At 72.1% G+C, this 24,228-nt stretch carries 24 protein-coding genes and 5 pseudogenes; 15 read left to right on the top strand and 14 right to left on the bottom strand.

Going from position 1 to position 24,228, the window contains the following annotated elements; genetic code table 11:
- Positions 1–20: 20 nt before the first annotated feature.
- The 3 genes and pseudogenes from EDD92_RS03615 to EDD92_RS03605 all read left to right on the top strand — a co-directional run bounded on the left by EDD92_RS03615 (position 21) and on the right by EDD92_RS03605 (position 2,414).
- A pseudogene (locus EDD92_RS03615) lies at positions 21–1,265 on the top strand (MFS transporter).
- Between the two features lie 46 nt (positions 1,266–1,311).
- A complete protein-coding gene (locus EDD92_RS52055; protein WP_311736811.1) occupies positions 1,312–1,779 on the top strand; it encodes a hemerythrin domain-containing protein in 468 nt (155 codons plus the stop codon).
- A gap of 134 nt (positions 1,780–1,913) precedes the next feature.
- Positions 1,914–2,414, top strand: coding sequence for a hypothetical protein (locus tag EDD92_RS03605; RefSeq protein WP_260326299.1), 501 nt, complete (start codon positions 1,914–1,916; stop codon positions 2,412–2,414).
- 98 nt (positions 2,415–2,512) lie between these two features.
- Here EDD92_RS03605 and EDD92_RS03600 read toward each other — a convergent pair whose 3' ends face one another.
- The 3 genes from EDD92_RS03600 to EDD92_RS03590 form a co-directional block, all read right to left on the bottom strand.
- Complete coding sequence (locus EDD92_RS03600; RefSeq protein ID WP_260326298.1) at positions 2,513–4,123, bottom strand: oleate hydratase; 1,611 nt, start codon at positions 4,121–4,123, stop codon at positions 2,513–2,515.
- Between the two features lie 147 nt (positions 4,124–4,270).
- The gene (locus tag EDD92_RS03595) at positions 4,271–4,648 is read right to left on the bottom strand and encodes a hypothetical protein (protein WP_123962955.1); all 378 of its coding nucleotides are present in this window, start codon (positions 4,646–4,648) and stop codon (positions 4,271–4,273) included.
- A 33-nt stretch (positions 4,649–4,681) separates the two neighbouring features.
- Positions 4,682–5,887: a globin domain-containing protein gene (locus tag EDD92_RS03590; protein WP_123962954.1), complete on the bottom strand. Its 1,206-nt coding sequence runs from the start codon at positions 5,885–5,887 to the stop codon at positions 4,682–4,684.
- A 904-nt stretch (positions 5,888–6,791) separates the two neighbouring features.
- On the opposite strand from EDD92_RS03590, the pseudogene EDD92_RS03585 reads away from it, so the two are divergent.
- Positions 6,792–7,426 (top strand): annotated as a pseudogene (locus tag EDD92_RS03585) (arginine deiminase family protein); the annotation flags it as partial.
- 134 nt (positions 7,427–7,560) lie between these two features.
- Positions 7,561–8,475, top strand: coding sequence for a universal stress protein (locus EDD92_RS03580; protein ID WP_123962952.1), 915 nt, complete (start codon positions 7,561–7,563; stop codon positions 8,473–8,475).
- 31 nt (positions 8,476–8,506) lie between these two features.
- Here the strand turns inward: EDD92_RS03580 and EDD92_RS03575 are convergent, their stop codons facing one another.
- From EDD92_RS03575 to EDD92_RS03565, 3 genes are all read right to left on the bottom strand, one after another.
- Entirely contained in the window at positions 8,507–8,887 is a 381-nt protein-coding gene (locus EDD92_RS03575; RefSeq protein WP_123962951.1) for a hypothetical protein, read from the bottom strand.
- Positions 8,884–9,558 carry a DUF4389 domain-containing protein gene (locus EDD92_RS03570; protein WP_123962950.1) on the bottom strand — a complete coding sequence of 225 codons (675 nt, stop codon included), beginning with the start codon at positions 9,556–9,558 and terminating at the stop codon, positions 8,884–8,886. Before EDD92_RS03570 ends, EDD92_RS03575 begins: the two co-directional genes overlap by 4 nt.
- Before the next feature lie 136 nt (positions 9,559–9,694).
- The gene (locus EDD92_RS03565; protein WP_123962949.1) at positions 9,695–10,195 is read right to left on the bottom strand and encodes a pyridoxamine 5'-phosphate oxidase family protein; all 501 of its coding nucleotides are present in this window, start codon (positions 10,193–10,195) and stop codon (positions 9,695–9,697) included.
- A 243-nt stretch (positions 10,196–10,438) separates the two neighbouring features.
- Between EDD92_RS03565 and EDD92_RS03560 the strand changes: the two genes are divergently transcribed.
- From EDD92_RS03560 to EDD92_RS03545, 4 genes are all read left to right on the top strand, one after another.
- Positions 10,439–11,131: a response regulator transcription factor gene (locus EDD92_RS03560; protein ID WP_123962948.1), complete on the top strand. Its 693-nt coding sequence runs from the start codon at positions 10,439–10,441 to the stop codon at positions 11,129–11,131.
- Positions 11,132–11,251: 120 nt separating this feature from the next.
- Complete coding sequence (gene gap / locus EDD92_RS03555) at positions 11,252–12,280, top strand: type I glyceraldehyde-3-phosphate dehydrogenase (protein ID WP_123962947.1); 1,029 nt, start codon at positions 11,252–11,254, stop codon at positions 12,278–12,280.
- Positions 12,281–12,406: 126 nt separating this feature from the next.
- Positions 12,407–14,134, top strand: coding sequence for a GAF domain-containing sensor histidine kinase (locus tag EDD92_RS03550; protein WP_185123923.1), 1,728 nt, complete (start codon positions 12,407–12,409; stop codon positions 14,132–14,134).
- Between the two features lie 135 nt (positions 14,135–14,269).
- Entirely contained in the window at positions 14,270–14,560 is a 291-nt protein-coding gene (locus tag EDD92_RS03545; protein ID WP_260326297.1) for an NAD(P)(+) transhydrogenase (Re/Si-specific) subunit beta, read from the top strand.
- A 53-nt stretch (positions 14,561–14,613) separates the two neighbouring features.
- On the opposite strand, the gene EDD92_RS03540 is transcribed toward EDD92_RS03545, so the two are convergent.
- Positions 14,614–15,558 carry an LLM class flavin-dependent oxidoreductase gene (locus tag EDD92_RS03540; protein WP_123962946.1) on the bottom strand — a complete coding sequence of 315 codons (945 nt, stop codon included), beginning with the start codon at positions 15,556–15,558 and terminating at the stop codon, positions 14,614–14,616.
- Between the two features lie 85 nt (positions 15,559–15,643).
- On the opposite strand from EDD92_RS03540, the gene EDD92_RS03535 reads away from it, so the two are divergent.
- On the top strand, positions 15,644–16,423 hold the full coding sequence (locus EDD92_RS03535) for a helix-turn-helix domain-containing protein (RefSeq protein ID WP_123962945.1): 780 nt from the start codon (positions 15,644–15,646) through the stop codon (positions 16,421–16,423).
- On the opposite strand, the gene EDD92_RS03530 is transcribed toward EDD92_RS03535, so the two are convergent.
- The 6 genes and pseudogenes from EDD92_RS03530 to EDD92_RS03510 all read right to left on the bottom strand — a co-directional run bounded on the left by EDD92_RS03530 (position 16,402) and on the right by EDD92_RS03510 (position 18,752).
- Entirely contained in the window at positions 16,402–16,824 is a 423-nt protein-coding gene (locus tag EDD92_RS03530) for a hypothetical protein (RefSeq protein WP_123962944.1), read from the bottom strand. The genes EDD92_RS03535 and EDD92_RS03530 overlap by 22 nt on opposite strands.
- A 106-nt stretch (positions 16,825–16,930) precedes the next feature.
- Positions 16,931–17,158: a 4Fe-4S binding protein gene (locus EDD92_RS50455; protein WP_260326296.1), complete on the bottom strand. Its 228-nt coding sequence runs from the start codon at positions 17,156–17,158 to the stop codon at positions 16,931–16,933.
- A gap of 169 nt (positions 17,159–17,327) precedes the next feature.
- Positions 17,328–17,513, bottom strand: a pseudogene (gene porA / locus EDD92_RS03520) (pyruvate ferredoxin oxidoreductase); the annotation flags it as partial.
- Positions 17,497–17,835, bottom strand: coding sequence for a 2-oxoacid:acceptor oxidoreductase family protein (locus EDD92_RS03515; protein ID WP_260326295.1), 339 nt, complete (start codon positions 17,833–17,835; stop codon positions 17,497–17,499). The gene EDD92_RS03515 and the pseudogene porA, both read right to left, overlap by 17 nt.
- A gap of 61 nt (positions 17,836–17,896) precedes the next feature.
- Positions 17,897–17,995, bottom strand: a pseudogene (locus EDD92_RS50830) (2-oxoacid:acceptor oxidoreductase); the annotation flags it as partial.
- Between the two features lie 22 nt (positions 17,996–18,017).
- Positions 18,018–18,752 carry a universal stress protein gene (locus tag EDD92_RS03510; protein WP_123962943.1) on the bottom strand — a complete coding sequence of 245 codons (735 nt, stop codon included), beginning with the start codon at positions 18,750–18,752 and terminating at the stop codon, positions 18,018–18,020.
- Positions 18,753–19,077: 325 nt separating this feature from the next.
- On the opposite strand from EDD92_RS03510, the gene EDD92_RS03505 reads away from it, so the two are divergent.
- From EDD92_RS03505 to EDD92_RS03485, 5 genes and pseudogenes are all read left to right on the top strand, one after another.
- On the top strand, positions 19,078–19,953 hold the full coding sequence (locus tag EDD92_RS03505; protein ID WP_123962942.1) for a universal stress protein: 876 nt from the start codon (positions 19,078–19,080) through the stop codon (positions 19,951–19,953).
- A gap of 506 nt (positions 19,954–20,459) precedes the next feature.
- Positions 20,460–21,124: pseudogene (locus EDD92_RS52335) on the top strand (glycosyl hydrolase family 65 protein); the annotation flags it as partial.
- A 135-nt stretch (positions 21,125–21,259) separates the two neighbouring features.
- Positions 21,260–21,532 (top strand): SHOCT domain-containing protein, encoded by a 273-nt coding sequence (locus EDD92_RS03495; protein ID WP_123962941.1) that lies wholly within the window; start codon positions 21,260–21,262, stop codon positions 21,530–21,532.
- Positions 21,533–21,569: 37 nt separating this feature from the next.
- Positions 21,570–22,559, top strand: coding sequence for an Acg family FMN-binding oxidoreductase (locus tag EDD92_RS03490; RefSeq protein WP_123962940.1), 990 nt, complete (start codon positions 21,570–21,572; stop codon positions 22,557–22,559).
- Between the two features lie 124 nt (positions 22,560–22,683).
- Entirely contained in the window at positions 22,684–23,475 is a 792-nt protein-coding gene (locus tag EDD92_RS03485) for a universal stress protein (protein WP_123962939.1), read from the top strand.
- Here the strand turns inward: EDD92_RS03485 and EDD92_RS03480 are convergent, their stop codons facing one another.
- Complete coding sequence (locus tag EDD92_RS03480) at positions 23,476–24,177, bottom strand: response regulator transcription factor (RefSeq protein WP_123962938.1); 702 nt, start codon at positions 24,175–24,177, stop codon at positions 23,476–23,478.
- Positions 24,178–24,228 lie beyond the last annotated feature (51 nt).

The following is a 24,228-nucleotide window of genomic DNA, read 5'->3' as shown; positions in this document are numbered from 1 at the left end:
GAGCGGAAGGAACGGGCGGCATGCTGCAGCCATCGAGGAAGCACAACGACGCACCGCCGAAAGACGCGGCCGTCACCCGCCGGTCGTGGTTGATGCCGGCGCTCGCCACCACGGGCTTCGCCGTCAACTTCTGGGCATGGGCGCTGCTCAGCGCGCTCGGCCCACGGCTCAAGGACAGCCTGGCCCTGACCTCCTTCCAGCAGTCCTTGCTGGTGGCGGTGCCGGTCGTGGTCGGTTCACTGGGCCGGATCCCCGTCGGTGCGCTGACCGACCGGTTCGGCGGGCGGGTGATGTTCCCGCTGGTGTCGGCCGCCACCATTGTCCCCGTGCTCTAGCTGGGCCTGGCCGGACACGACTCGCTGGCCGCACTGGTGGCCGGTGGCTTCTTCCTCGGCATCGGCGGCACCGCGTTCGCCGTGGGTGTGCCGTTCGTCAGTGCCTGGTTCCCGCCCGAGCGACGCGGACTGGCCATCGGGATCTTCGGAGCCGGAATGGGTGGCACCGCGATCAGCGCGCTCACCACGGTGAAGCTGGTCGATGCGCACGGCATGGCGAACCCGTTCCTGATCACCGCAGGTGTGCTCGCGGCCTACGCCGCGCTGGCCGCCCTGGTCCTGAGGGACGTACCCGGCCGCACCGTGCCCACCGAGCCGCTGACCCAGCGCCTGGCCGCCACCCTGAAGCTCGGCGTCACCTGGCAGGCATCCGCCCTGTATGCCGTCGCTTTCGGCGGCTACGTCGCCTTCTCCGTCTACCTGCCCACCTATCTCAAGACCGGCTACGGCCTCACCCAGGCCGACGCCGCGAACCGCATGGCCGGGTTCGTCCTGTTCGCGGTGGCGATGCGTCCGATCGGCGGCTGGCTGTCGGACCGCCTCGGCCCCGTGCGGGTCCTGGCCGCAGCGCTGGCCGTCGTGCTGCTCGGAGCCTGCACCCAGTCGTTCACGCCGTCCCTCGCACCAGTGGGCACGATCGCCTTCCTGGCGATGGCCGCCGCGCTCGGCGCGGGCAGTGGCGCCGTCTTCGCCCTGGTCGCGCTGCTGGCGCCGGCGAACAAGGTCGGTTCCGTCACCGGTGTCGTCGGCGCCGCAGGCGGCCTGGGCGGCTTCGTTCCGCCGCTGCTGATGGGCTCGCTGTACGGCGTCTACGGCTCCTATGCGGCCGGCCTGGTCCTGCTCGCCCTGGTCGCAGCCGCGGCGCTGACCTTCACGCAGACCGGCGTGCGCCACGCCGTCTCCCGTCGCAGGCCCGCGCAGCAGCACTGACACCCGCGTACCAGCACGGAGAAAGAGAGACGGGCATGTGTGAGTACTGCGGCTGCCAGGCACTGGAAACCATCGACGAACTCACCCAGGAACACGACAGGGTCGTGAAGCTGATCAGCCGGGTGCGCGACGCCCACCGCGACGGCAAGATCGCGTACATGGCGGATCTCGCCCACAAGATCTCCGCCGTGCTCGGCCCCACACCCAGGTCGAGGAGCACGGACTCTTCCCCGCGCTGGCCGTCGACTTCCCCGAGAAGATCGCCGCGCTGGAGGACGAGCACCGTCGTATTGAAGCGGCGCTCGCCGAAGCGAACGGACCGTACCTGGCCGACCCGACCTGGCCGGACCGGCCGATCGAGACCCTCGACCTGCTGCGCGAGCACATCCTCAAGGAACAGGACGGTGTCTTCCCCGCCGCCCTGGCACTTCTGGACGCCGGGCAGTGGGAGACGGTCGAGGCGGGACGCGCCCGGGTCGGCGCGGCCATGTCGGAGCCGCTGCCGCTGACCTGAGCGGCGGTGGTCTCGGGCTTGTCACGGCTCGGCGTCCTCGACGCGGAGGACCAGGCGGAGGCAGGCGCCGACGGCCCGGCGGGCATGGCTGTGCGGCCGGGCGGCGCCGCAGCGACCGGCTGGAAGCGTGGATCGTGCTCGCCGCCCGGACACTCGCCGTGCTCGGCGGTCTGCTCGCCGCGCTGGCGACGCAAGGGGCGGTGCAGGACGACCTCGCCGCACGACGCGCGGACGTGCACTCCGTCTCGGCGGAGCTGACCGAGGACGCGCCACGGATCCCGCCGGTTTCGACGTACGGGTACGGCGACGACAAGGTGTGGGCGAAGGTGCGCTGGGTCGCTGCCGATGGTTCGACACACACCGGCACCACGAGGGTCGAGCCCGGCACCGCCATGGGCACCCGGGTCACCGGCTGGACCGATCACTCCGGCAGGCTGGTCCTCGAACCCGCGAGCCCGTCCGAGGCATGGCTGCAGACGGCGCTCTTCAGCGCCGCGGCCACCGTGGGAGCCGGGGCCGTGGTCCTGGTCGGCGGGCAGCTCGTGCGCGGCCGGCTGGACCGGCGGCGCCTGGCGGAGTGGGACGCGCAGTGGGAGCAGGTCGGACCCCGATGGAGGAAGCGGATGCTCGGCTGACGGAAGCCGACCGGATCCCAGCCTGAGCAGGTCGGCCCGTGCGGCCGGTGTGCACTCCCGGCCGCGTACACAAGGCCCGCCGACCGACCCGAAACCGGTCACCGACGGTGCATCGTCTCCAGAGCCGCAGCCAGGACACGGGGATCGTGGTGACCCTTGTAGACCGCGGGAGGCTGCCGGTCGAGGTGCAGGAGCCGGGCCACCGAGGTCCACGCGGTGCGCACCGAGTACTCGACAGTGAAGACGACGTCGTCCGGTACCTCCGCGAACTGCCCGATGAAGGCGAGGTTGACCGATCCTTCGGGCACGACATGGGGCCGGTCCTCGCGGCGGCGGACCAGGAACTGGCTGGTGATGTACGGCATCAGGCAGGGCACGACGGTGGAGGTCTCCAGGACCCGGGCCGCCTGCGACTCGTCGAAGTGCAGATGGTGCAGCACCTCCTCGAGGATCTCCCGGCCGGAGCACATCGTCATCGGCTTGGGCGTGTGGTTGCCCGCGCGGCCGGGGAACAGACCGTAGCCCCACCACACGGAGACCCCCTCGGGCTGGTCGCGGTAGACCGGCTGGCGGTTGGCGACGATCGTCAGCAGCCAGTTGGAGTCGGTGAAGGTCATCAGCCCGCCCCTGCCGGTCTCACGGCCCGCGAACTCGGCCAGTGCGTCCAGGAAGACGGGATCTTTGGCGGTGACGGTGAACGACTCCCAGCGGGACTCCTTCACGTGCTTGTCGAAGACCGCCGGGTTGCCGAAGTCCTCGCGCCCGCGGGCGATGCGGTGCCACAGCAGCCACGCCTGCGAGCGGTGCCCGGGCGGGGGCGGCGCCGTGGTGTGCGAGCCGAGGCCGGAGGCGTCCGTCATGGAGCCGTTGGTGACCAGGACCAGGTCCTCGGGAGCCACGGTGATCTTCTCGTCGCGGCCGCCGTGGGAGACGCGGAGGGTCTCGACCGTGGTGCCGTGGTGCCCCGGCGTGAACCCGAGGTCGGTGACCCGGCTTCCGGTGTGCACGGTGACGCCGCGCTCGCGCAGCCAGGCCGTCAGGGGACGCACGATCGAGTCGTACTGGTTGTAGCGGGTGCGGTGGATGCCCGACATCGACGCGAACTCAGGGAAGAGATGAATGAACCGCCTCAGATAGCGGCGGAACTCGATCGCGCTGTGCCAGGGCTGGAAGGCGAACGTGGTGCACCACATGAACCAGAAGTTCGTGGTGAAGAAGTGCTCGCCGAAGCAGTCCGTGATGCGTTTGCCGTCCAGGTGCCCCTCGGGGCTCGCCAGGCAGCGGACCAGTTCCAGCCGGTCGCGCTCGGAGAACCCCATCGAGGCGGTGTCGACGATCTTTCCGTCCCCGTCGACGAGACGTGCCACGTCGTCCCAGGCGAACTCCTCGTGCCCCGCCAGGATCTCCTCGGTCACGGACACCGCGGGATCGTCGAGGGTGGGGATCGCGGACAGCAGGTCGTACGTGCAGCGGAACTCGGCCTCGAACATCCGCCCGCCGCGCATGCTGTAGCCGGCGTCCACGCTGCCGCCCGCGTCCAGGCTGCCCCCGACGGTGTGCTGTTCCTCGAAGAGGTGGATGTCCGCCCCGTCGAATCCACCGTCACGGATAAGGAACGTGGCCGCGGCGAGCGCCGCGATCCCGCTGCCCACCAGATACGCCTTCGCCATCACACAACTCCTCGTCCTCGCCGACCGATCGGGAACCACGGCGCCCACGTTTTCGTGCGCCCGGGGGCCTGGTCAGTGGGCCGTTGGTCACCTGTGCGGGCCGGTCGGCCCGCGTCCCGGCGAGGCAGCACATGACAGCGGCCCGACCGGTGGACCGTGACCGATCGGGCCGCTCGCACTGAGGCCTTACGCCGACTGCTGACCGCCGCCGCGCCACGGCGGCGCCTCGGTCCGGTGGCCGTCGTGCCAGGCGTGGGCGGCCTTGTCGGTCTGGCGGCGCAGCCGGTCCTGCAGCAGGTCCACGACCTCCCGGCCGCTGGACTCCTCTGCGAGGACCACCACCTGCCGGCCGCCGACGTGCAGGTCGGCCGTGGCCAGCCAAGGCCGGTCGGCATGGCGGATGGCCGCCCGTACGATCCGTACCTCACCGGTGATCGCGGGCAGGCCGGAACGGCCGACTACGGCGTCGATCTTCGTACGGGCGTAGGCGAGGGTCTCCTGGTCCACCGGGCCGTCGAAACGCAGCCGCACCGCGGCTGCGGACGGGGAGTTGTCGCTCGTCATCGTGGATCCTTTCCTGGAAGGTTGCAGTGCGGTTCAGGCCGCGCTGCCGGGCAGCCACAGGTCGGGGCCGAAGACCTCGTAGCGGATACGCCGTGCAGGAACCCCGGCGCCGAGCAACTGGGCGCGGACGTCGCGCATGAAGGGCAGCGGGCCGCACAGGAACACCGTGGCGCCCTCGGGGAGTCCGACCCCGGAGAGGTTCATCAGGCCCTCGCGGGCGTCGGGCTCCTCGGCTCCGGGACGCTCGTACCAGAAGAGCGCACGGGCGTGGGGCAGTTGCCCGACGAGCTCGCGGGTCTCGGCGCGCAGGGCGTGGTCGGCGGGGGAGAGGTCGGCGTGCAGGACCAGCACCGGGCGGGTGGAGCCGCCCGCCTCGAGATGGGCCAGGATGCCCGTCATGGGCGTGCAGCCGATGCCCGCCGAGACCAGCACCAGCGGATCGGTGCCGGCGGCCGGGCCGTCGAGGAACACGTCCCCGAAGGGTGCGGACAGGGTCAGTTCGGCTCCCTCGCGGACCTGGTCGTGCAGCAGGTTGGAGACCTCGCCGTCCGGGTCGCCGGCGACCCGCTTGACGGTGATGCGCCGCAGCTCCCGGTCCGGGTCCGAGGACAGGCTGTACTGGCGCAGCTGGTGGACCCCGTCCGGCATGAGCACCCGCACGCTCACGTACTGGCCCGCCCGCGCCCGCGGCGCCGGCCTGCCGTCCACCGGGCGGAGCAGGAAGGACACCACGTCGGCGGTTTCGGTGCGGCGCTCGACGACCGTCCACTGCCGCCAGGTCCGGCCCGGCTCGACGCCCGCGTCCTGGTAGAGGCGCGCCTCACGGCCGATCAGGGCGCCGGCCATCAGCCAGTACACCTCGTCCCAGGCGGCCGCCACTTCCGGGGTGACGGCGTCGCCGAGGGTCTCGGCTATGGCACCGAACAGGTACTTGTGCACGATCGTGTACTGGTCGTCGGTGACCCCGACGGCCGCGTGCTTGTGCGCGATCCGGGCCAGCAGGGCGTCGGGCCGTGCGTCCGGGTCGGCCAGCAGCGCGGTCGCGAACCCGGCGATGGAGCCGGCCAGTGCGCGCCGCTGGTCTCCGCTGGCCTGGTTGCCGCGGTTGAACATTCCGTCGAGCAGTTCCGGCCGGTCCCGGAACATCGCCCCGTAGAAGCGCGTCGTGATCTCGTCGAGCGCTCCGCCCACGGCGGGCAGGGTGGCACGTATCACGGCGGCGGATTCTGCGGACAGCATGGAGCCTCCCGGGCGCGGGGGATGGGGTGCGAAGATCGCCGCGTCGAATGCGCGGCGACCTTCTGTGTAGCAGTCGTCCCCCCGTGTTTCGGTGCCGTTTCGGGGCGTTGGGCGGAAGAGGGGCCACATGGCCCCATGGGTTGGGGAACTCCGGCCCCATGGCCCGCCCGGACCGTGGGGCCGTGCGGCGCCATGAACCTGTCCCTCCGGCCCTGTCCACCGTCGGGCCGGGGGACGTGCCCGCGCGGCTGCGCATCGCGCGGGCACGCGGCCGACGACCCACCTGCGGCCACGGCCCCTCGCAGGGCCGCCCCCTGGCGCGGACGCCGTTTCCGGCGGGGGCGGGGGAACCCCTTCGGATGCCTTGCTCGGCGTCCGCGCCCAACTCAATGATCACTCCGTGGCCGCGGGTGGAAGAGGGGCGACCGGACCTGTCCGAGGGACGGTCGGGTCCTTGCCGCGCAGGGCTCTCAGGGGGAGCGCGGCACGTGTGCGCGGCGGAGAGGCCGGAGGTGACTGTTCGGCCGGCGAGGTTCGGCAAGCTCCCATCGGGTGCCCGCTGCGCATGCCCCGGGCACGTCCGCGACCCAGTGACTCGCCTCTGCCCCGGCCTGGCGCAGCCGGGCGACAAGGTCCAGTAACCGGTCCTCGCGGCGGGCGGAAAGAACGACCGCGGCCCCTTGGCCGGCGAACACGCGCGCCGCGGCGGCGCCCGACAGGGGCCGAGCGGGGATCCGGCCAGGGGACCATCGGGTCCGTGCGGGGACCAGTGGCCGCTGACCCCAGGTCCCGGCCGCGCAGCAGGTTCGATCACGGAGAGACGGAACCGCAGCCACCCGCACAAGGAGCCCGCTCATGGTCACCACCAGACGGAGCGGGGCACTCCCAGTGCGGTACTCGGACGTGGGACGACGGCAGCAGCTTTCTCGCCCCGGCCCCTGAGTGGTCGTCGGCTACGAGCGCAACGTCACCACCAACACCTACCTGCGCAAGCAGGGCATCGAGATCGTCACCGTCGCCGGCGCCGAACTCGGCCGCGGCCGGGGCGGGCCCCGCTGCACCGGGTGGCGGCGCGTCGTCGCCTCCCCGGCACCCGCGCGCATCGCGGAGACCGACACCATCCACGAACTCCTCAGCAGCGGCACGCTGGTGATCTGCGCCGGCGGCGGAGGTGTCCCCGTCACCGCCGACCAGGACACCGGCGCCCTCAGCGGCGTCGAGGCCGTCGTCGACAAGGACCTGACGGCCGCCCTGCTCGCCGAGGACCTCAAGGCCGACTTCCTGCTCATCCTCACCGACGTGCCGAATGTCTACGCCGACTTCGGCACCCCGAAGCAGCGGCCCGTGCTCGACGCCACCCCCGCCGAGCTGCGCCGGGCCGGCTTCCGGGCCGGCTCGATGGGCCCCGAGGCCGAGGCGGCCGCCCGGTTCGTCGAACGCACCGGGGGCCCGGCCGCGATCGGCGCCCTGGATGCGGCCTACGAGATCGTGCACGGCCGCTCCGGCACGCTGGTGCGGCCCGCCCTGCCCGCAGCTTGAGAAGCGTCAGGCCGTAGTGGATGTCAATGCCCCGCAGTGCGTGGGCCGACCGGTCCCCTGCAGGGACTTGAGGCCCCTCCTACCTCAGCCACGCCGCCCGGAAACTGGCAGAGCAACCCCGAAGGAGGTCCCACATGCCCACCATCACCGTCGGCCTCGACGGCTCACCGCAGAGCCTCGCCGCCGCCGACTGGGCCGCCCGCGAAGCAGAGCGACGCGGGGCAACGCTGTGTCTGCTGCACGCCTGGGAACAGCAGTCCCACCTGATCCCGACCCTCGCCGGAGTTCCCGCCCCGGGCGCGATCGACACGCAGCACTCGTGGGCCAAGACCTTGTTGCACGATGCGCAGTCCCGGCTCGCGCGACGCCACCCCGGTCTGGACATCGGCATACAGCTGACCGGGGGCCAGCCGGTGGCAGCCCTCCTGGCCGCCGCAGAGGAGGCTGACCTGCTGGTCCTCGGATCCCGGGGTCTCGGCACGGTCGCCGGGTTCCTGGTCGGTTCCGTCTCCCTCGCCGTCGTGGCCCGTGCCGCGCAGCCCGTCGTTCTCCTCCGGGCCGGCGAGCGCGCCCAGGACGAGCATCTGCCGGACGCCTCGGGCGGCACGTCCACCACCACGCCGTACCGCGATGTACTGCTCGGGCTGGACCTGGACAACCCCGGCGACGCACTCATCGGCTTCGCGTTCGAGGCGGCCCTGCGCCGCGCAAGCGGCCTGCGGGTGGTCCACGGCTGGAGCCTGCCGACCTCCTACGGCTACGGCAACGCCATGGACGTCGGGCTCAACGAGGAACTGGCCGAGCAGGTGCGGCACGCGCTGACCGACACCCTGCGCCCGTGGCGGGACAAGTTCCCCGGCGTCGAGGTGCATGCACAGGCCGTGATCGGCAGCGCCGGCCGTCATCTCGTACAGGCCGCACGTGATGCTGCCCTGGTCGTCGTCGGCCGCAGTGAACGCCACACACCCGTCGGCGGCCACATCGGCCCCGTGGCCCACGCGGTGCTGCAACATGCCGCCGCACCGGTCGCGGTGGTGCCGCACGAATGATCCCCCGCAGCTCGCCCGCGGGCCGAGGACGTCAGTAGACGGAGGCGGGCCACGAACAGGCCACAGCGGTGATCACGCCCACGTCCAGCAGCACACCGACGCTCAGCCACGGGTCGAACCAGACCGCCTTGAGCACCAGGCCGCTCGACGCGGCGACAAGGGCGGCCGCGGGCCACCAACCGGCGCCCGCCAGCACTCCGGCGCCGGCGACGGCGTACACCACCGCCGTGTACCAGGCCAGCACGAGCGCCGCGGCCCAGGCCGGGGCAGGGCGGACGCCCACGGCCGTCAGCACCCACGAGTGCCCGGGAGTGAACGGGGCCGCCGTGCCGGGCTGCTGCGGCGCCGTCCACGCACCGGGGTGCAGCAGCCCGTGCACGATCAGGAACGCCCCCACCAGCAGGGTGGTCACGCCAGGTCCTCGGGCGCGAAGGGTTCGTGGGGCTCGGTGCCGCCCATGTCGAGCCTGAAGGGCGGATAGGTGTCCGTCATCAGGGCGGCATAGGCGGCCACCCGCAGCACCCACCGGTTGAGCCCGAGGATCAGGTCGAACAGGGCCCGCGGGTACTTCTCGGTGAAGGCCAGGGTCACAGCGGCGATCACCGCCAGCACGCCCACCAGCCCGCCGTCCCACCAGCCGAGGTGCCAGCCGCCGAGGAAGAACCCGATGACGATGTAGTGCGGGATGGCAAGCAGCCACCACTTCACCAGGACCAGTCCCCGGGAGAGCCGCTCGGGGTAGGCGATGTCGAGCCGAGCGGGGTAGTCGGGTTCCTCGCCCAGGCTGAACGGCGGATACCGGTCGGTGCCCAGGGCACCGTACGAGTAGTACGCCACCCGCCAACTCCAGCGCAGCACGCCCAGGTTGAAGTCGAACAGGGACCGCGGATAGCGCTCGGTGAACAGGATGCAGAAGAACGCGACCACGCTCACCAGGGTGAAGGCGATCCAGAGGCAACACAGGACCACGTAGTGCGGAATCACCAGGATCCACTTCACCAGCCACAGCCATCGGGACAGCGGTGCGTCGAGCACCGCGTTCACCCGTACAGGACGGTCAGGTGTTCCCACCAGGGTCGTCATGGCGATCAGCTCCTTCGGCCCGTGGCGCCGCCGCGGCGACCTGGGCCCAAGTCCAGCGTGGGCGCGAAGCCCCGGCACGGGCGAGGGCCTTTGGGGGTCGACCCGGGGGCCGTCTGTCCCGGTCGCTGGGCCCGCCTCAGCCGCCGTCCGGACGGCTTGCCCAGGTGTCCGTGAGACGGATGCCGGTGACCACGTCGGGCCGGATACGGACCGCGTAGTCCATGGTCTGCTGGACCCACGGATGCAGCAGCCGCCGATAGCGGGCCAGCTCCTCAGGCTCGGTCACCAGCTGGGCGTAGCCGGTGGCGACCACGCTCCAGCCGAGGTGCGTGGCCGGGTCGATGGTGTCGGCCTCGTAGGCCACGACCACGCCCGACGGGGCGGACTCGCGCGCTCGGGAGGTCAGGGCCGCGCCCTCATGGGTGCGGATGACGATGTCACCGCGGTCCAGGACATGGTTGACCGGGCGGATGGTCGGCAGCGCGTGCCGCGTGAAGACGATCCTCCCCACGGACACACTGCCCAGCAGGCGCAGCGCTTCATCGCTGTCGAGCTCGATGCTCCGGCGCGGCCCGACGGGGACCGGCTGGGTGTTGTCGAGGCGCATGGCGGGTTTCCGTACGGGTCGGCGGCTCATTGCTGACCGTCCATGCAACCGTCCTGCCGCACCAGGGGTAAGGGCCGTTCGGCCCTCTTCCGCGTCCGGTCGGCCCCGGGGCCTGGCGAGCGCGTCTGACGGTGGGGCGAACGGGTACCGGGGGGATGGAGACAGGCACAGAGGTCGGGGCCGTCCGGCCCTGGTCGTCCGGGCGCTCAGGGGCGAATATCTCGGAATCCGGCGCAGGCAATCAGGCGCGGAGCGCAGGACAAGGAGCATTCGATGGCGGACGGCGAGCGGCCGGGCCCCGACGGCCCGATCCGGGTCTTCCTGCTGGACGACCACGAAGTGGTACGCCGCGGGGTGCGCGACCTCCTCGACGACGAGCCGGACATCACCGTGGTCGGTGAGGGCTCCACCGCCGAGCATGCCCTGGTCCGTGTTCCGGCACTCCGCCCGCAGGTGGCGGTGCTGGACGTGCGGCTGCCCGACGGCGACGGCGTGACGGTCTGCCGGGAGCTGCGCTCACGCCTGCCCGAGCTGGCCTGCCTCATGCTGACCTCGTTCGACGACGAGGAGGCCCTGCTCGACTCGATCATGGCGGGTGCGTCCGGGTACGTCCTCAAGCAGATCCAGGGCTCCGACCTGGTGTCCGCCGTACGTACGGTCGCCGCCGGCCAGTCCCTGCTCGATCCGAGCGCCACCACCAGGCTGATGGCCCGGCTGCGCGGGGGGCAGCAGCAGGAGGAGGAACCCGACCCGCTGCCGGGCCTGACCGACCGGGAGCGGGAGATCCTCGCCCTCATCGGCGAAGGCCTGACCAACCGGCAGATCGGCCGGCGGCTGTTCCTCGCCGAGAAGACGGTGAAGAACCACATCTCCCGCCTGCTGGCCAAACTCGGCGTGGAACGGCGCATCCAGGCCGCCGTCATCGCCACCCAGGCCCAGGACCGGCTCCGGCAGCAACGCCGCTGAGACCCTGGGCCGAACGTCCCCCGCTCGCCCCCGTGCGGCCCAAGCCCCGCCCGGCCCGCCGCCAGCAGGCTGGCGGCAGACCCCGGACACAGCCGGGCAACGATCGGGAGGGCGACGGACATGAGCGTACGCGTGGGCATCAACGGCTTCGGCCGCATCGGACGCAACTACCTGCGGCTGGTGCTGGAGCGGGCCGACAGCGGCACCGGCACACCGGTCGAGGTCGTGGCGGTCAACGACATCACCTCACCGGCGGCGCTGGCCCATCTCCTGGAGTACGACTCCACGTACGGCCGGCTGCACCGCACCGTCGAGCACGACGACAGCTCCCTGACGGTCGACGGCCACCGCATCGCCGTGACCGCCGAACACGACCCGGCCGCCCTCGCCTGGGGTGGGCACGGCGTGGACGTCGTCATCGAGTCCACCGGCCGCTTCCGCACCCGCGAGCAGGCCGCAGCACACCTGAGGGCGGGCGCCCGCAAGGTGCTGTTGTCCGTGCCGGGCAAGGGCGTCGACGCCACCCTCGTGATGGGCGTCAACGAAGGCACCTACGACCCCGACAGTGACCACGTCGTCTCCAACGCCTCCTGCACCACCAACTGCGTGGCCCCCATGGTGAAGGTGCTGGACGAGTACTTCGGCATCGTCAAGGGCCTGATGACCACCATCCACGGCTACACCAACGACCAGGTGGTCCTCGACGGCCCGCACAAGGACCTGCGCCGCGGCCGCAGCGCCGCGGTCAACATCATCCCCACCAGCACCGGTGCCGCACGGGCCGTCGGCCTCGTCCTGCCGGAGCTGGCCTGCACCCTCGACGGCATCGCCGTACGCGTGCCCGTGGAGGACGGCTCGCTGACCGACCTGAGCGTGCTTCTCGAGCGGCCGGTGACCGCGGACGAGATCAACGCCGCATACCGGGAGGCCGCGGACGGTCCGCTCAAGGGCGTCCTGCGGGTCTCCGACGCCCCGATCGTCTCCCGCGACGTCGTCGGCGACCCCGCCTCGTGCGTCCTGGACGCCCCGCTGACCCAGGCGAACGGCGAGCTGGTCAAGGTATTCGGCTGGTACGACAACGAGTGGGGCTACACCAACCGCCTCCTCGACCTGACCGAGTACGTCGCCGCCCGCCTGCCGCGCCCCTGATCGGCGACGGAGCCCCCCGAACCCGAACCCGGACCGTCCCGTACCCTCCCCTGCCCTGGACCGTTACGGTGGCACATGACCGGGCGGTCGGCCGCCGGCATGGCACGGGGAGCTGGAGGATCTGCGGTGGGAAGCCCTGAGGAGTTCCAGGCGGCGCGGGTGCGCCTGCCGCAGCTGAGGCTGGACGACCTCCTGGAGGAGCTGCAGGCCCGCCTGGACGCGGCGCGCGGAACACGCGACCGGGTGCACAGCCTTCTGGAGGCCGTGCTCTCGGTGGGCCGGGAGCTCGACCTGGAGCAGGCACTGCGCAGCATCGTGGAGGCCGCGGCGACGCTGGTCGACGCGGAGTTCGCCGCCCTCGGCGTGATCGGAGCGGACGGCAAGACGCTGTCGGCATTCCACACGGTCGGGGTCACCGAGGAGCAGATCGCCAGGATCGGGCCGTTCCCCGAGGGACACGGCATCCTCGGGGAGCTCATCCGCCACCCCGAGCCGCTGCGGCTGGCCAAGATCTCCCAGCATCCGGCGTCGTACGGCTTCCCGGCCCACCATCCGCCGATGAACACCTTCGTCGGGGTTCCCATCCGGGTGCGCGACCAGGTCTTCGGCAACCTGTACCTGACCGAGAAGCGGGGCGGGGTGCAGTTCGACGAGGAGGACGAGTCGGTCCTGGCGACGCTGGCCGTTGCGGCCGGTGTCGCCATCGACAACGCCCGCCTGTACGAGGAGTCACGGCTGCGCGAGCGCTGGCTGCAGGCGAACGCGGAGATCGCGCACGACCTGATGTCCGGCCGTGCGCGCAGCGACATCCTCCGCCTCATCGCCGAGCGGGCCTCGGAGATCACGGGATCGGCCCTGGCTGCGGTCGCGCTGCCCATGGAGGACACCGCCTCACTCGCCGTGGAGATCGCCGTCGGGCTGGATGCCGAGGCGCATCGAGGCCTTGTGCTGCCCATGGACCGGAGCCTGATGGGGCTGGCGTTCTCCGAAGCGGCCCCGGTCACCAGCGCGGATGCCGCTCACGACGAACGGATCTCGCCGGAGCCGCCGCGTTTCGAGGGACTGGGCCCCGCCGTGGCGGTGCCCATCGGCACGGGCGAGGCGGGGGCCCGGGGCGTGGTCCTGCTGGCCCGCAAGGCCGGACGGCCGATGTTCACGGAGACGGAGACCATGCCCCTGCAGTCCTTCGCCGCACAGGCCGCCATCGCGATGGAACTGGCCGAACGCCGCCAGGACGCCGAGCAGATCGCGGTGCTCAAGGACCGTGACCGGATCGCCCGGGACCTGCACGACCTGGCGATCCAGCGGCTGTTCGCCACCGGTATGACGCTGCAGAGCGCGGGCCGGTTCATCGAGCACCAGGAGGCCGCCGAACGCGTGGTGCGGGCGGTCGACGACCTGGACGAGACAATCAAGATCATCAGGTCGACGATCTTCGGCCTGCGGGCGCGTGAGGGCGGTGCCGGAACCGGGCTGCGGGCGCGGGTGGTGCGCGTGGTCGGCGAGGCGGCCCCGGTGCTGGGCTTCGCACCCAGTGTCCGGATGGAAGGCCTGCTGGACACGGACGTGCCACAGGATGTCGCCGCCCATGTCGAGGCCGTCCTCTCCGAGGCCCTGACCAACATCGCCCGGCATGCCGGCGCCGGCCGTGCCGACGTCGTCCTGGAGACCGACGGCCGCGAGATCCGGCTGACGGTCACGGACAACGGCGTGGGCATCCCGCCCGGGGGCCGCCGCAGCGGTCTGCGGAACATGGCCGAACGGGCCGAGCAGCTGGGCGGAGCGCTGGACTTCGACACCGGGCCCGCGAGCGGCACCGTTCTGGCCTGGCACGTTCCGCTGCCCAGGGGCTGAGCGGGTCGGGCGAAGTCCGTCACGGTTTACCGTGCTCTGAAAGGGCGCGGGGCTGTGTCCATATGCGGCTCCGCCGCGTGGGCGCGACCAGCCAGGACGGCGCCGCAGCGGACCGACGCCACCAGCTGAAGGAAGATGGACGAGGTCAACCCCGAGTTCCCGCAGGCGGACGTCGCCCTCGTCATCGGCGCCGACGACGTCACCAACCCGATCGCCGGCCGTCCCGGCAACGCGATCTCGGGCATGCCGATCCTCGACGTCGACAGGCCAGCCAACAGCGTCGTCGTCATCAAACGCTCGATGGGCGACGGCTATGTCGGCATCGACAACGAGCTCTACACCGACCCGAAGACCGGGATGTTCTTCATCGACGCGAAGAAGGGACTGAACGAACTGAAGACGGCCGTGGGCGAGTTCGTCGGCTGACCACGGCCCGCGCGCCGGGACCGCTCTCCGGGCGGCCCCGGCGGCATGCCCGGTCAGGATGCCCGCAGCAGCGGGATCAGGTCGGCGATCCGCTCCATCTGGTCGCCCAGGGCGCGCAGACCGACGGCGGCCGGACGGCACACGAGGTGTCGCGCACCCGCGGCCACGTACCGTGCCAACCCCTCGCGCACCTGGGCGCCCGAGCCGGTGACGACGGCCTGGATCTGCTCCAGTTCCTCAAGCGGCATGCCGTAGCTGGCCCGTGCGTAGGCATCCAGCGCCCGCCGGCCGTGCTCGGCGTCCTCGTCGACGCGCACCGTGACGAACAGCGCCGCGGTGACGTCCTCGGGCGCACGGCCCGCGTCGGCCGCAGCCTTCCGGACGTCCAAGAGCCCGGTTGCGTAGTCGCCCGGGTCGGGCGGGTAGGGCAGCCAGCCGTCGTACATCCGGCCGGTGCGGGCCAGCGCCGCGGGGGTCGCGCCGCCCAGCCAGACGGGTGGCCCGCCGGGACTGTACGGTCTGGTCGCCGGCGGGATGTCGGCGTACTGGAGGATCTCCCCCTGGAAGGATCCGGCGCCGGCCCACAGCGCCCGCCACAGGGAGACCGTCTCGTCCAGCCGGTCGAAGCGCCGTGCCCACGGCACCTCGGACAGGGCGTAGAAGGGCCGCCCGAACCGGCCGGGGAAGCCGGCACCCACGGTCACGACGAGTCGGCCGCCGGAGAGCAGGTCGAGCGAGGCCAGGGACTGCGCGGCCTGGATCGGCCGGCGCAGGAACGGCAGCAGCGCGGCGGTGCCCAGGGTCACAGCGTCGGTCACCGGGGCGAGCGCAGCCAGCATCGTCAGGGCCTCGATACGCGGGCTGATCAGGGAGTCGTTGACGAAGAGCGAGGAGAACCCCGAGCGTTCCGCGCGACGCGCGAAGTCGATCAGTTCGCGGGGGTCGTCGGATGCGTCCCACTGGGCGTTGCCGGTCGGAAGAAGGATGCCGATGTCCATGCCGGCGATCCTGGCCCCGGGCCCGAACAGCGACAATTCCCCGCAGGGAATGGCAGCGACGCCTCGCGGCCGTTACAACAGGCCTGTGGACTTCCCCAGCGCGCTGCGCGAACGCCGTACCCGCCGCCGGATCAGCCAACTCGAGCTGGCGCTGCGGGCGGGTACCACCCAACGCCACCTCAGCTTCATCGAATCCGGCCGGTCCGCCCCGGGCCGCGCCATGGTCGTGCGGCTGGCCGAGTCGCTCGAACTGCCGCTGCGCGAGCGCAACGAGCTGCTGCTGGCCGCCGGCTACGCACCTGTCTACCCGGAGAGCTCCCTCGACGCCCCCGCACTGGCCCCCGTCCGCACGGCGATCGACCACATCCTCCGTGGGCACCTGCCGTATCCGGCGGTGGTCGTGGACCGAGGCGGTGACCTGGTCGCTGCGAACGCCGCCTTCGACCTGATCACCGAAGGCGCGTCGCCCGACCTGGTCGGTGCGGGCAAGAACGTCTACCGGCTCGCGCTGCACCCCGACGGTCTGGCGCCACGCATCCGCAACCTCGCCGAATGGGCCCGGCACATCCTGGCCGCCCTCGGCCACCTGCCCGAACTGCGCGCCGAACTCGCCTGCCACGTCCCCGACCTGCACCCCTCGGACGCACAGCTGGGCTTCGCGGTCCCGCTGCGCCTCGCGTCCTCGTACGGTGAGCTGCACCTGATGACGACGGTGACGACCTTCGCCACCGCCGTGGACGTGACGCTGGCGGAGCTGAGGCTGGAGGCCTTCCTGCCGGCTGATCCGGAGACCGCCGAGGCGCTCTCGGCGGCCGCCGGTGCAGACGCTCCGGTGACCCTCGCTCACGAGCCGGGGAACATGTAGTCCGTCCTGATCCGGCCCTCTTCGTCAAGCACGAGGATCTCCGAACCGCCGCCGACCACCTCTCCGGTCTCGACGGACACCGCCTCCCAGCCGAACCTGATCAGGTCGTCGAGGCGCACGGCGTCGGGGCGTGCCCGGAAGGTGATGCCCTGCTTCGCCACGAACTCCTCGTAGCTGCGCGCCATGCGGATCTCGATGGCGTCGTGCCCCCGGGCCTCCAAGACCGGGTGCCGGAAGCCGAGGCCCGCGGCGATCTCCCGGATCTCCACGGGCGGCTGGAGGACATGGGTGCCGTCCTCGGCCCACAGCCGCTCGATGGCCGTACGGCGTGCTGCGGCGTCCGGTTCCGTCCACTGGGCTGCGTAGCGGTGGGCCAGGTCCTGTGGGTCGATCTCGATCACGTGCGTCTCCTTGCCGGAAGGATGAAGGTCACTTCGGCTTGATCCTCCGACCCAAGGACAAGACCGACAATTCCCTCCGGGGAATGAGCGATCAGATGGGTCCGGCTCACTCCTCCGGCACCATGTCGATCGCCCCGCACGGGCACTCGGCCGCGCACAGCCCGCACCCCTTGCAGTAGTCGAGGTCGATGCTGAAACCCTTGCCCGGCCCCAGCTTGGTGATCGCGTTGTCCGGGCAGACGCCGTAGCAGTTGTCGCACTCGAAGCAGTGACCGCAGGACATGCAGCGCCGGGCCTCGAACAGTGCCGTGGACTCGTCGGGCCCCTGCACCACCTCGCCGAACGTCGAGACGTGGCGGGCGAGTTCGAGCGTCGGCCGTACGGAGGCCGGGGCGTCGGAGTAGTACCAGGTGTTGAGCCGGTCGGCCGACGCGAGGCCGTGCTTGGCTCGCGGTCGCCGTGTAGGTGCGGGCGCCCGCGGCCGAGGCCCCGATGCACATCGACATCGCGGCGAACTCCGACTCGACGTTGACGTACTCGCACGGTTTCAGGGCCCCGGACTTCACCAGGCGGCTGAGTTCCTCGACGATGTGTGTCTGCGGCGAGATCGGATACGCGGCGATCACTTCGGGCCGGCAGCAGGCGATGGTTTCGGCGACCGCACGAGACCCCTCAGTCTGCTTGAGCATGCGCCCGCTCCTCCCGCTGGGCCTTCCGGACGTGGTCGTATGCCTCCCGGGCCGCGGCCGCGTTGGCCTGCCCGAGCCCGCCGGCGAAGCGTTCGCGGACGGCGGCGGTGAGCGACTCGATGCTCACGCAGCCGGTGAGCGCGGCGAGCCCGCCGAGCAGGACGGCGTTCGGCACGGGCCGGCCGAAGTGGCGGACGGCGAGTGCGGTGGCCGGGACGGTGAGGGCATGGCCGACGAGGTCCTGGAGGCTCAACTCGCCCACGGACCGCGGCGAGTTGATCAGCACGGCGCCGCCGGGCCGCAGCCCTTCGAAGACGTTCACCTGGCAGCAGCGTGGGGTCCTGGACGACCAGAGCATCGGGTCGCATGACGGGCTCGCGCACCCGGATCGGCCGGTCGTCGATCCGGCAGAACGCCACCACCGGCGCGCCCGTCCGCTCTGATCCGAAGCTCGGGAACGCCTGCGCGTGGCGGTCCTCCATGAACGCCGCCGCCGACAACAACTCAGCGGCCGTGACGGCTGGGTTTTTCGTGTCTTCGGGCGAGTAAGTCCTGCGGGACGATCACGACCGGGCAGCGCACGTGGTGCATCACCGCGTGCACGACCGGCCCGGTGTGTGCGCCCAGCCGGGCCGGACGGTTCCTGCGGCCGACGACCAGCAGCCGGGCGTCCTGTGCCGCGCGCAGCAGCTGCTGGGCCGGGCGGTCGTTCTCCACCGGCGTCCGGATCTTCACCGCCGGGTACTTCTCCCGCCACGGCTGGAGCGCGCCGTCCAGTGCGGTTTCGGCGGCCTGCTGTGCAGCGCCACTCATCGTGGCCGCCGCTGCGGGCGGGGCATAAGGCACGTGCCAGGTGTGCAGCACCTGCAGCTGTGCGGAACGCAGGGTCGCGCTCTCGAAGGCGAACGCGAGCAGCTCCTCGCACGGGTGCGCGATGTCCACACCGACCACGACGTCGCGATACGGCGTGCGCAGCGACGGCCGGCCCTTCTCGTCCGGCAGATGGTCGTCCTCTGCGGTCCGGTCCGCCCGCACGAGCACCACGGGCCGCGCCACGCGGGCCACCGTCGCGAGCGCCACCGACCCGGCCATGAAGCCGCCGAAGCCACTGAACGCCCGGCTGCCCAGGACCAGCAGCTCGGCCTCGGCGCCCGCCTCGACGAGCGCGTCCGCCGCGGGACGGGCGATCTGCTCGGCACTGAGATACACCTGCGGGTGACGCTCGTTGAGCTGGTCCATGGCTCCGCGCAGGATCCGCCGCGCCCAATAATGGGGCGCCTCCGCCCCAGGCCGAGTACGTCCGGGTCCCTTACGCAGACCTCTCGATACATCCGCTCCGAGCGCGGTGGACAACGAGGACGTCGTCCTGCTGGCCGACATCTGGCCGCCAACAGGACGATGCCGGCGACGAACGAGCTGTACCCGAAGGTCAGGCACGCGCCTGGGCCGAGCGGCCCCGAGCCGGGGCCGATCCACCCCTGCTGAGGCCGGCCCGCCGGTGCCACGGTGGGAGTGGAGCTCCGTGCTGAGCTCCCGCACAGACCGACGAAAGGCGGTGGGGAAGATGGAGCTGCCCCTGGTCGTGGGCGTCGACGGATCCGACGGGAGTCTCGCCGCGGTCGACTGGGCCGTGGACGAAGCGGCCCGGCACGGCCTGCCGTTGCGGCTGGTGTACGCCTCGCTGTGGGAACGCTACGAGGGCACAGTGCCGGGCAGCAGTCTTGAACGTTCGTCCGAGCAGGTGATGGCGGAACACGTCGTCACCTCCGCCGCGGAACGTGCCGGGCGGCGCAACCCCGACGTGAAGGTCACCACCGACGTGCTCCCCGAGGAGGCGGCCGCAGCGCTCCTGCATGAGGGCAACAACGCCTCCGTACTGGTCACCGGCTCGCACGGCCGCGGCGAGCTGGCGGGCCTGCTGCTCGGCTCGGTCGGACTGGCCGTGGCCGCCCGCGCCCACGGTCCGGTGATCGTCGTCCGCGGCGACAAGGCCGGTCTGGCGGGCACCCATGAGCGGATCCTGCTCGGCGCGGGGGAGCCGGCGACCGGCGGCGAGGCCGTGCGGTTCGCCTTCCGCGAGGCCGAGGCGCGCGGATGCACCCTCGACGTCGTGCGCACCTGGCGCTGTCCCGCACACGAGACCGGCGACCACCCGCGGCTGGCGGACGACCCCGCGCACCGCCACGAGGAGCAGGCGTCCAGGCTGCTCGACGCCCTGCTCGCAGACGCGATCGCTGACCACCCCGGGGTCCTGGTGCGCCGCGTCACGGTCGAGGGGCCGGCCCGCAAGGTGCTGCTGCACCGCTCGGCCGCCGCGGACCTCGTGATCGTCGGGGCGCAGCGCCGTACAGGCCATGGCGGCCTCCAACTCGGCCGGGTGGCGCACACACTGCTGCACCACGCCGACTGCCCGGTGGCAATCGTGCCGCAGCAGGTGTGACCGTGCGCAGCCCCCTGAACGGCCTCGATGAATTCCGCTCCGGTTCGACGGCGCCCCAAAGGGGCGCGGGGCCGTATCCATTTGCGGCTCCGCCCGGGGGCACGTCCATCTGGCCGTGCTGCGCACCGAGTTCACGGCCGAAGGCTTTGCCGGCCGGCTCGACTTCGAGGCGGCCCTCGACGGCGGCGTCACCAACAGCGGCGTGCCCTGCTACCGGGACCTCGACGGCCGCCACCTCACCCACGTGCACACCGGAACCGCTGCCCGGACACCGTGTGGCTGCGCTGCCGTACCCGCACGTCGGACATCCGTATCGGCACGGCGGCCCGCCTGACGGCCGACGCACCCGCTACGACCGGCCACGAAGTACCTTCCGCTGTCCAGCGGTTGAGCCTGGATCGGCCGCCGGGCGCACCGCCGTCGTCGACAAGACGGTCGCCCTGCACACCTCGCGCGACCCGGCGATCGGCGACCCGCTCTTCGCCGCCGTCGACCGGGTGACCCGCGCGCCCGGCCTCGAACTGATGCAGTCGCTGCCCGAGCCACGGCGGCGCGAACCCGTCGAACGCACCGGGCTCGACGGTGGCGAACTCGAACAGTGGGAGGACGGCTCCCGCACCCTTCAGGTGCCCTTTCACGAAGGTGTCATCAGCCGGTTCGGGGGCTACCGCGACCTCGCCGAGCTCGACTGGGACGATGCTGGGCTATCTCTTCGCACCGGCCGAACTGCAGGGCTGTTCCGTCGGCTTGGGGCTGCGGCTCGACGAGGACATGTGGCTGGGGCCTGGCCCGGGCCCGGCGGGCGGAGGCGTGGAAGTTCCGCCTGGAAGCCCTCCTGGGCGACGTCGCCGAGGTCCAGGGCGGCACCACCGGTGAGGGGATCCACCTGGGCGCCATGGCCGGCACCCTCGACCTCGTGCAGCGCGGACTGACCGGCCTGGAGACGCAGGGCGGCGCGCTGTGGCTCGATCCGGTGCCGCTGCCCGAGCTGTCCTCGTACGGGTTCGCGCTGCGCCACCACGAGCACTGGGGCGTACGGCTGAGGCTGGAGCGCGGTCTGCTGGAGATCGCGGTGCCGTCGTCCGACGGCACGCCCATCGACGTACGGCTGCCGGACCGGGCGGTTTGTCTGCAGCCGGGGGAGACGGGCCGGCTGCTGCTCGGGGACTGAGGGCGAACGGGGCCCGGGCTTGGGCCGGATGGTCCCGGGTCGACACCGGGCGGCCCATACTCGCTGGTCGTGCTGCGTGTGAAGGTGGCCGTGAGAAGCAGTCCGAGACATCCGAGACAAAGGAAGCGGTCCGCGATGTACTGGAACGGTCACGACATGAACGGATGGGGCTGGTTCGCGATGTCGATCGGCACGGTCCTGCTGTGGGCCCTGCTCATCACTGTGGCCGTGCTGCTCTTCCGCACCCTGAACCGGGCCCCGGAGCCCCCGCGCACCCCCACCCCCTCCGCCGCCGCGCCCGAGCGACTGCTCGCCGAGCGCTTCGCCCGAGGGGAGATCGACGAGGAGCAGTACCGCCGAAGCCTGGCCGTGCTGCGCGGGGACGGCCCCACTCTCGCCAAACACTGACAGAACCGCCCCGCCTGCCCGAGGGGAGGTGCGCCCCATGCCGGCGCAACCACTCGACACGACGAACGTCACGGCCCTGGTGGCCGCCGCCACGGCCGCGCCCTCGCTGCACAACGCGCAGCCGTGGCGATTCCGCCATCACACCAAGGTCGGCACGATCGAACTGCGTGCCGACTTCGAGCGCGCCATGCCGCACACCGACCCCGACAACCGCGGCCTGCACATCGGCTGCGGCGCGGCTCTGTTCAACCTCCGTGTCGCCGCGGCCGACAGCGGCCTGCACGTCGATGTGCATCTGCTGCCCGATCCCGCCGACCGGGAGCTGCTCGCCGTCGTGCATCTCAACGACAGCGACCGGCCCGACCGCGACCTGGCGGCGCTGTTCCCGGCGATCGCCCGCCGGCACACCAGCCGCCATCCGTTCCAGGACAAGCCGATCCCTGCCGCACTGCGGGACGCCCTGCGCGACGCCGCCCTCAGGGAGGGCGCTCAGCTGGCCTTCCCCGACGCCTGGCACGTGGAGTCGCTGCTGGAACACGTCCGCGACGTCGAGGGGCGCGACAGCCTGCACCCCGAGCGTCTCGAGGACGTGCAGCGGTGGACCCGCATCGGGGCGGAGAGCGCCGGCACGGCCGTGGACGGCATTCCCGAGGGGGCCTTCGGGCCGCGCAAGCAGGGCGGCCGCGCTCCGGTCCGTGACTTCGCCGGCCGCCGGCCTGTGCCCGGCCGTCCGACGGCTGTCTTCGAGACCACCCCGCACCTGGCACTGCTGGGCACGCACAACGACCACCCCGACGACTGGCTGCGCGCGGGACAGGCGCTCGAGCGGGTCCTCCTGCTGGCCACGCTCGACGGCCTGGCCACCTCCCTCACCTCCCACGCACTGGAGCGGGCGGACCTGCGGGAGCTGGCCCGCGATCCACGATCGGCCATGGGTTTCGTGCACATGGTGCTGCGCCTCGGTTACGGGCCCGCGGGGACGGGGACACCACGCCGCCCCGTGCACGAGGTACTGGAGATCGGCTGAGCGCACGGCCGGGCCCACGAGAGGGCCGGTCGGCGCGTCCCCCGGGGCCCGTCGGCCCAGTGCGGCCAAGGCCGGGCAGGCGAAGGCTGACAACGGTGACAACCGCAGACGAGGGAGGGGCACCATGAACGGTCCGGTCGTGGTGGGAGTGGACGGTTCGCCGTCGGGTCTGGCGGCCGTGGAAGCCGCGGCGTGGGAGGCCGACCGGCGCGGAGTGGGCCTTGAACTGGCGCACGCCCTGACGTGGTCCGAGGAGCTGGTGCCGGCCGGTGCGGTGCCCTGGGACCCGGACGGCGGCGGGCTGCGGGACCGGGTGAACGAGGCACTGGCCGATGCCGAGTGGCGGGCCCGCCGGGTGGCGCCCGACTTGACGATCACACGCGAAGTCCTCGTCGGCGAGCCGGTGACGGTGCTCGGGTCCGAGTCGCGCGCCGCGTCCCTCATCGTGGTGGGCGGCCGCCCCGCGCACGGGATGCGAGGCCGCCTGCACGGCTCGGTCGCCGGCCATCTGACGGCCCGTGTGGGCTGCCCGGTGCTGGTGGTGTGCGGCAGACAGAGCCGGACCGGCCCCGTCGTCCTTGCGCAGGACGCGTCACCAGGGGCCCGCGAAGCCGCCGAGTTCGCCTTCGCGGCGGCCTCGGAGCGCGGGGCGGACCTGGTGGTCCTGCACCGGACAGCGGCCGTACGCCCCCTGGCCGGGCTGCGCGAGCAGTATCCGGACGTCGCCGTGCGCGCCCGCCCGGTCCGGGGCCGGTATCACCGCTCCCTGGTCGAGGCGAGCGTCGGCGCGCAGCTCGTCGTGGTCGGCGTACGACGGCGCAACGGCAGCGCGGCCGCACTGTCAGGCCCCGACGGCCGGGCGATCCTGCGGCACGCACACTGCCCCGTCGCTCTGGTCCCGTACGGCAAGGTGTGATCAGCGCGTGGGTCGGTCGCCCGTCTCCGGCTGGTCCAGGTGCGTGGCGAGGACCGCGGCCTGCACGCGGCGTTGCACTCCGAGCTTGGCCAGCAGTCGGGAGATGTGGTTCTTGACGGTCTTCTCCGACAGATAGAGCTGCTTGCCGATCTCACGGTTGGTGAGTCCGTCCCCGATCAGCGCGAGGATCTCCCGCTCGCGCGGCGACAGCCCCGCCAACTCGGGTGCCACTGCGGGGGCTTCGGCGGGTTCCGTGCGCAGGGAGCGCATGAGCCGGGCGGTGGTGGCCGGGTCGAGCATGGACTGGCCGGAGGCGACGGTGCGGACCGCCGAGATCAGGTCGGAGCCCTTGATCTGCTTGAGGACATAGCCGGAGGCGCCGGCCATGATGGCGTCGAGGAGGGCGTCCTCGTCGTCGAACGAGGTGAGCATGAGCACGGCGAGCTCGGGCATACGGCTGCGCAGGTCCCGGCAGACGGAGATGCCGTCGCCGTCGGGCAGACGGACGTCCAGGACGGCGACATGGGGGCGCACGGCGGGAGCGCGGACGAGGGCGTGCTCGACGTTCTCGGCATCGCCGACGACGCTGATGTCGGGCTCGGAGTCCAGCAGGTCGGCCAGCCCGCGTCGGACGACCTCGTGGTCGTCGAGCAGGAAGACGCGGATCGGGTCCTGCGCCGTGAAGGTACGTGCCTCGGTCATGTCGACCCCTCGTTCCCCGGATGTATGACGCACGGGCTGCGGGCCGCACGT

The sequence above is a fragment of the Streptomyces sp. TLI_185 genome (genome assembly GCF_003814765.1).
In the GTDB taxonomy this organism is placed as follows: domain Bacteria; phylum Actinomycetota; class Actinomycetes; order Streptomycetales; family Streptomycetaceae; genus Streptomyces.
Note: the sequence above shows the minus strand (reverse complement) of the source record. Positions and strands in the feature narration are given on the sequence as shown.

Bases quoted from the DNA above. Each gene is read 5' to 3' on its own strand.
- EDD92_RS03595 (WP_123962955.1), bottom strand. From the start codon at position 4,648: ATGACGAGCGACAACTCCCCGTCCGCAGCCGCGGTGCGGCTGCGTTTC.
- EDD92_RS03590 (WP_123962954.1), bottom strand. From the start codon at position 5,887: ATGCTGTCCGCAGAATCCGCCGCCGTGATACGTGCCACCCTGCCCGCC.
- EDD92_RS03580 (WP_123962952.1), top strand. From the start codon at position 7,561: ATGCCCACCATCACCGTCGGCCTCGACGGCTCACCGCAGAGCCTCGCC.
- EDD92_RS03570 (WP_123962950.1), bottom strand. From the start codon at position 9,558: ATGACGACCCTGGTGGGAACACCTGACCGTCCTGTACGGGTGAACGCG.
- EDD92_RS03565 (WP_123962949.1), bottom strand. From the start codon at position 10,195: ATGAGCCGCCGACCCGTACGGAAACCCGCCATGCGCCTCGACAACACC.
- EDD92_RS03560 (WP_123962948.1), top strand. From the start codon at position 10,439: ATGGCGGACGGCGAGCGGCCGGGCCCCGACGGCCCGATCCGGGTCTTC.
- gap (WP_123962947.1), top strand. From the start codon at position 11,252: ATGAGCGTACGCGTGGGCATCAACGGCTTCGGCCGCATCGGACGCAAC.
- EDD92_RS03545 (WP_260326297.1), top strand. From the start codon at position 14,270: ATGGACGAGGTCAACCCCGAGTTCCCGCAGGCGGACGTCGCCCTCGTC.
- EDD92_RS03540 (WP_123962946.1), bottom strand. From the start codon at position 15,558: ATGGACATCGGCATCCTTCTTCCGACCGGCAACGCCCAGTGGGACGCA.
- EDD92_RS03510 (WP_123962943.1), bottom strand. From the start codon at position 18,752: ATGGACCAGCTCAACGAGCGTCACCCGCAGGTGTATCTCAGTGCCGAG.
- EDD92_RS03505 (WP_123962942.1), top strand. From the start codon at position 19,078: ATGGAGCTGCCCCTGGTCGTGGGCGTCGACGGATCCGACGGGAGTCTC.
- EDD92_RS03495 (WP_123962941.1), top strand. From the start codon at position 21,260: ATGTACTGGAACGGTCACGACATGAACGGATGGGGCTGGTTCGCGATG.
- EDD92_RS03490 (WP_123962940.1), top strand. From the start codon at position 21,570: ATGCCGGCGCAACCACTCGACACGACGAACGTCACGGCCCTGGTGGCC.
- EDD92_RS03485 (WP_123962939.1), top strand. From the start codon at position 22,684: ATGAACGGTCCGGTCGTGGTGGGAGTGGACGGTTCGCCGTCGGGTCTG.
- EDD92_RS03480 (WP_123962938.1), bottom strand. From the start codon at position 24,177: ATGACCGAGGCACGTACCTTCACGGCGCAGGACCCGATCCGCGTCTTC.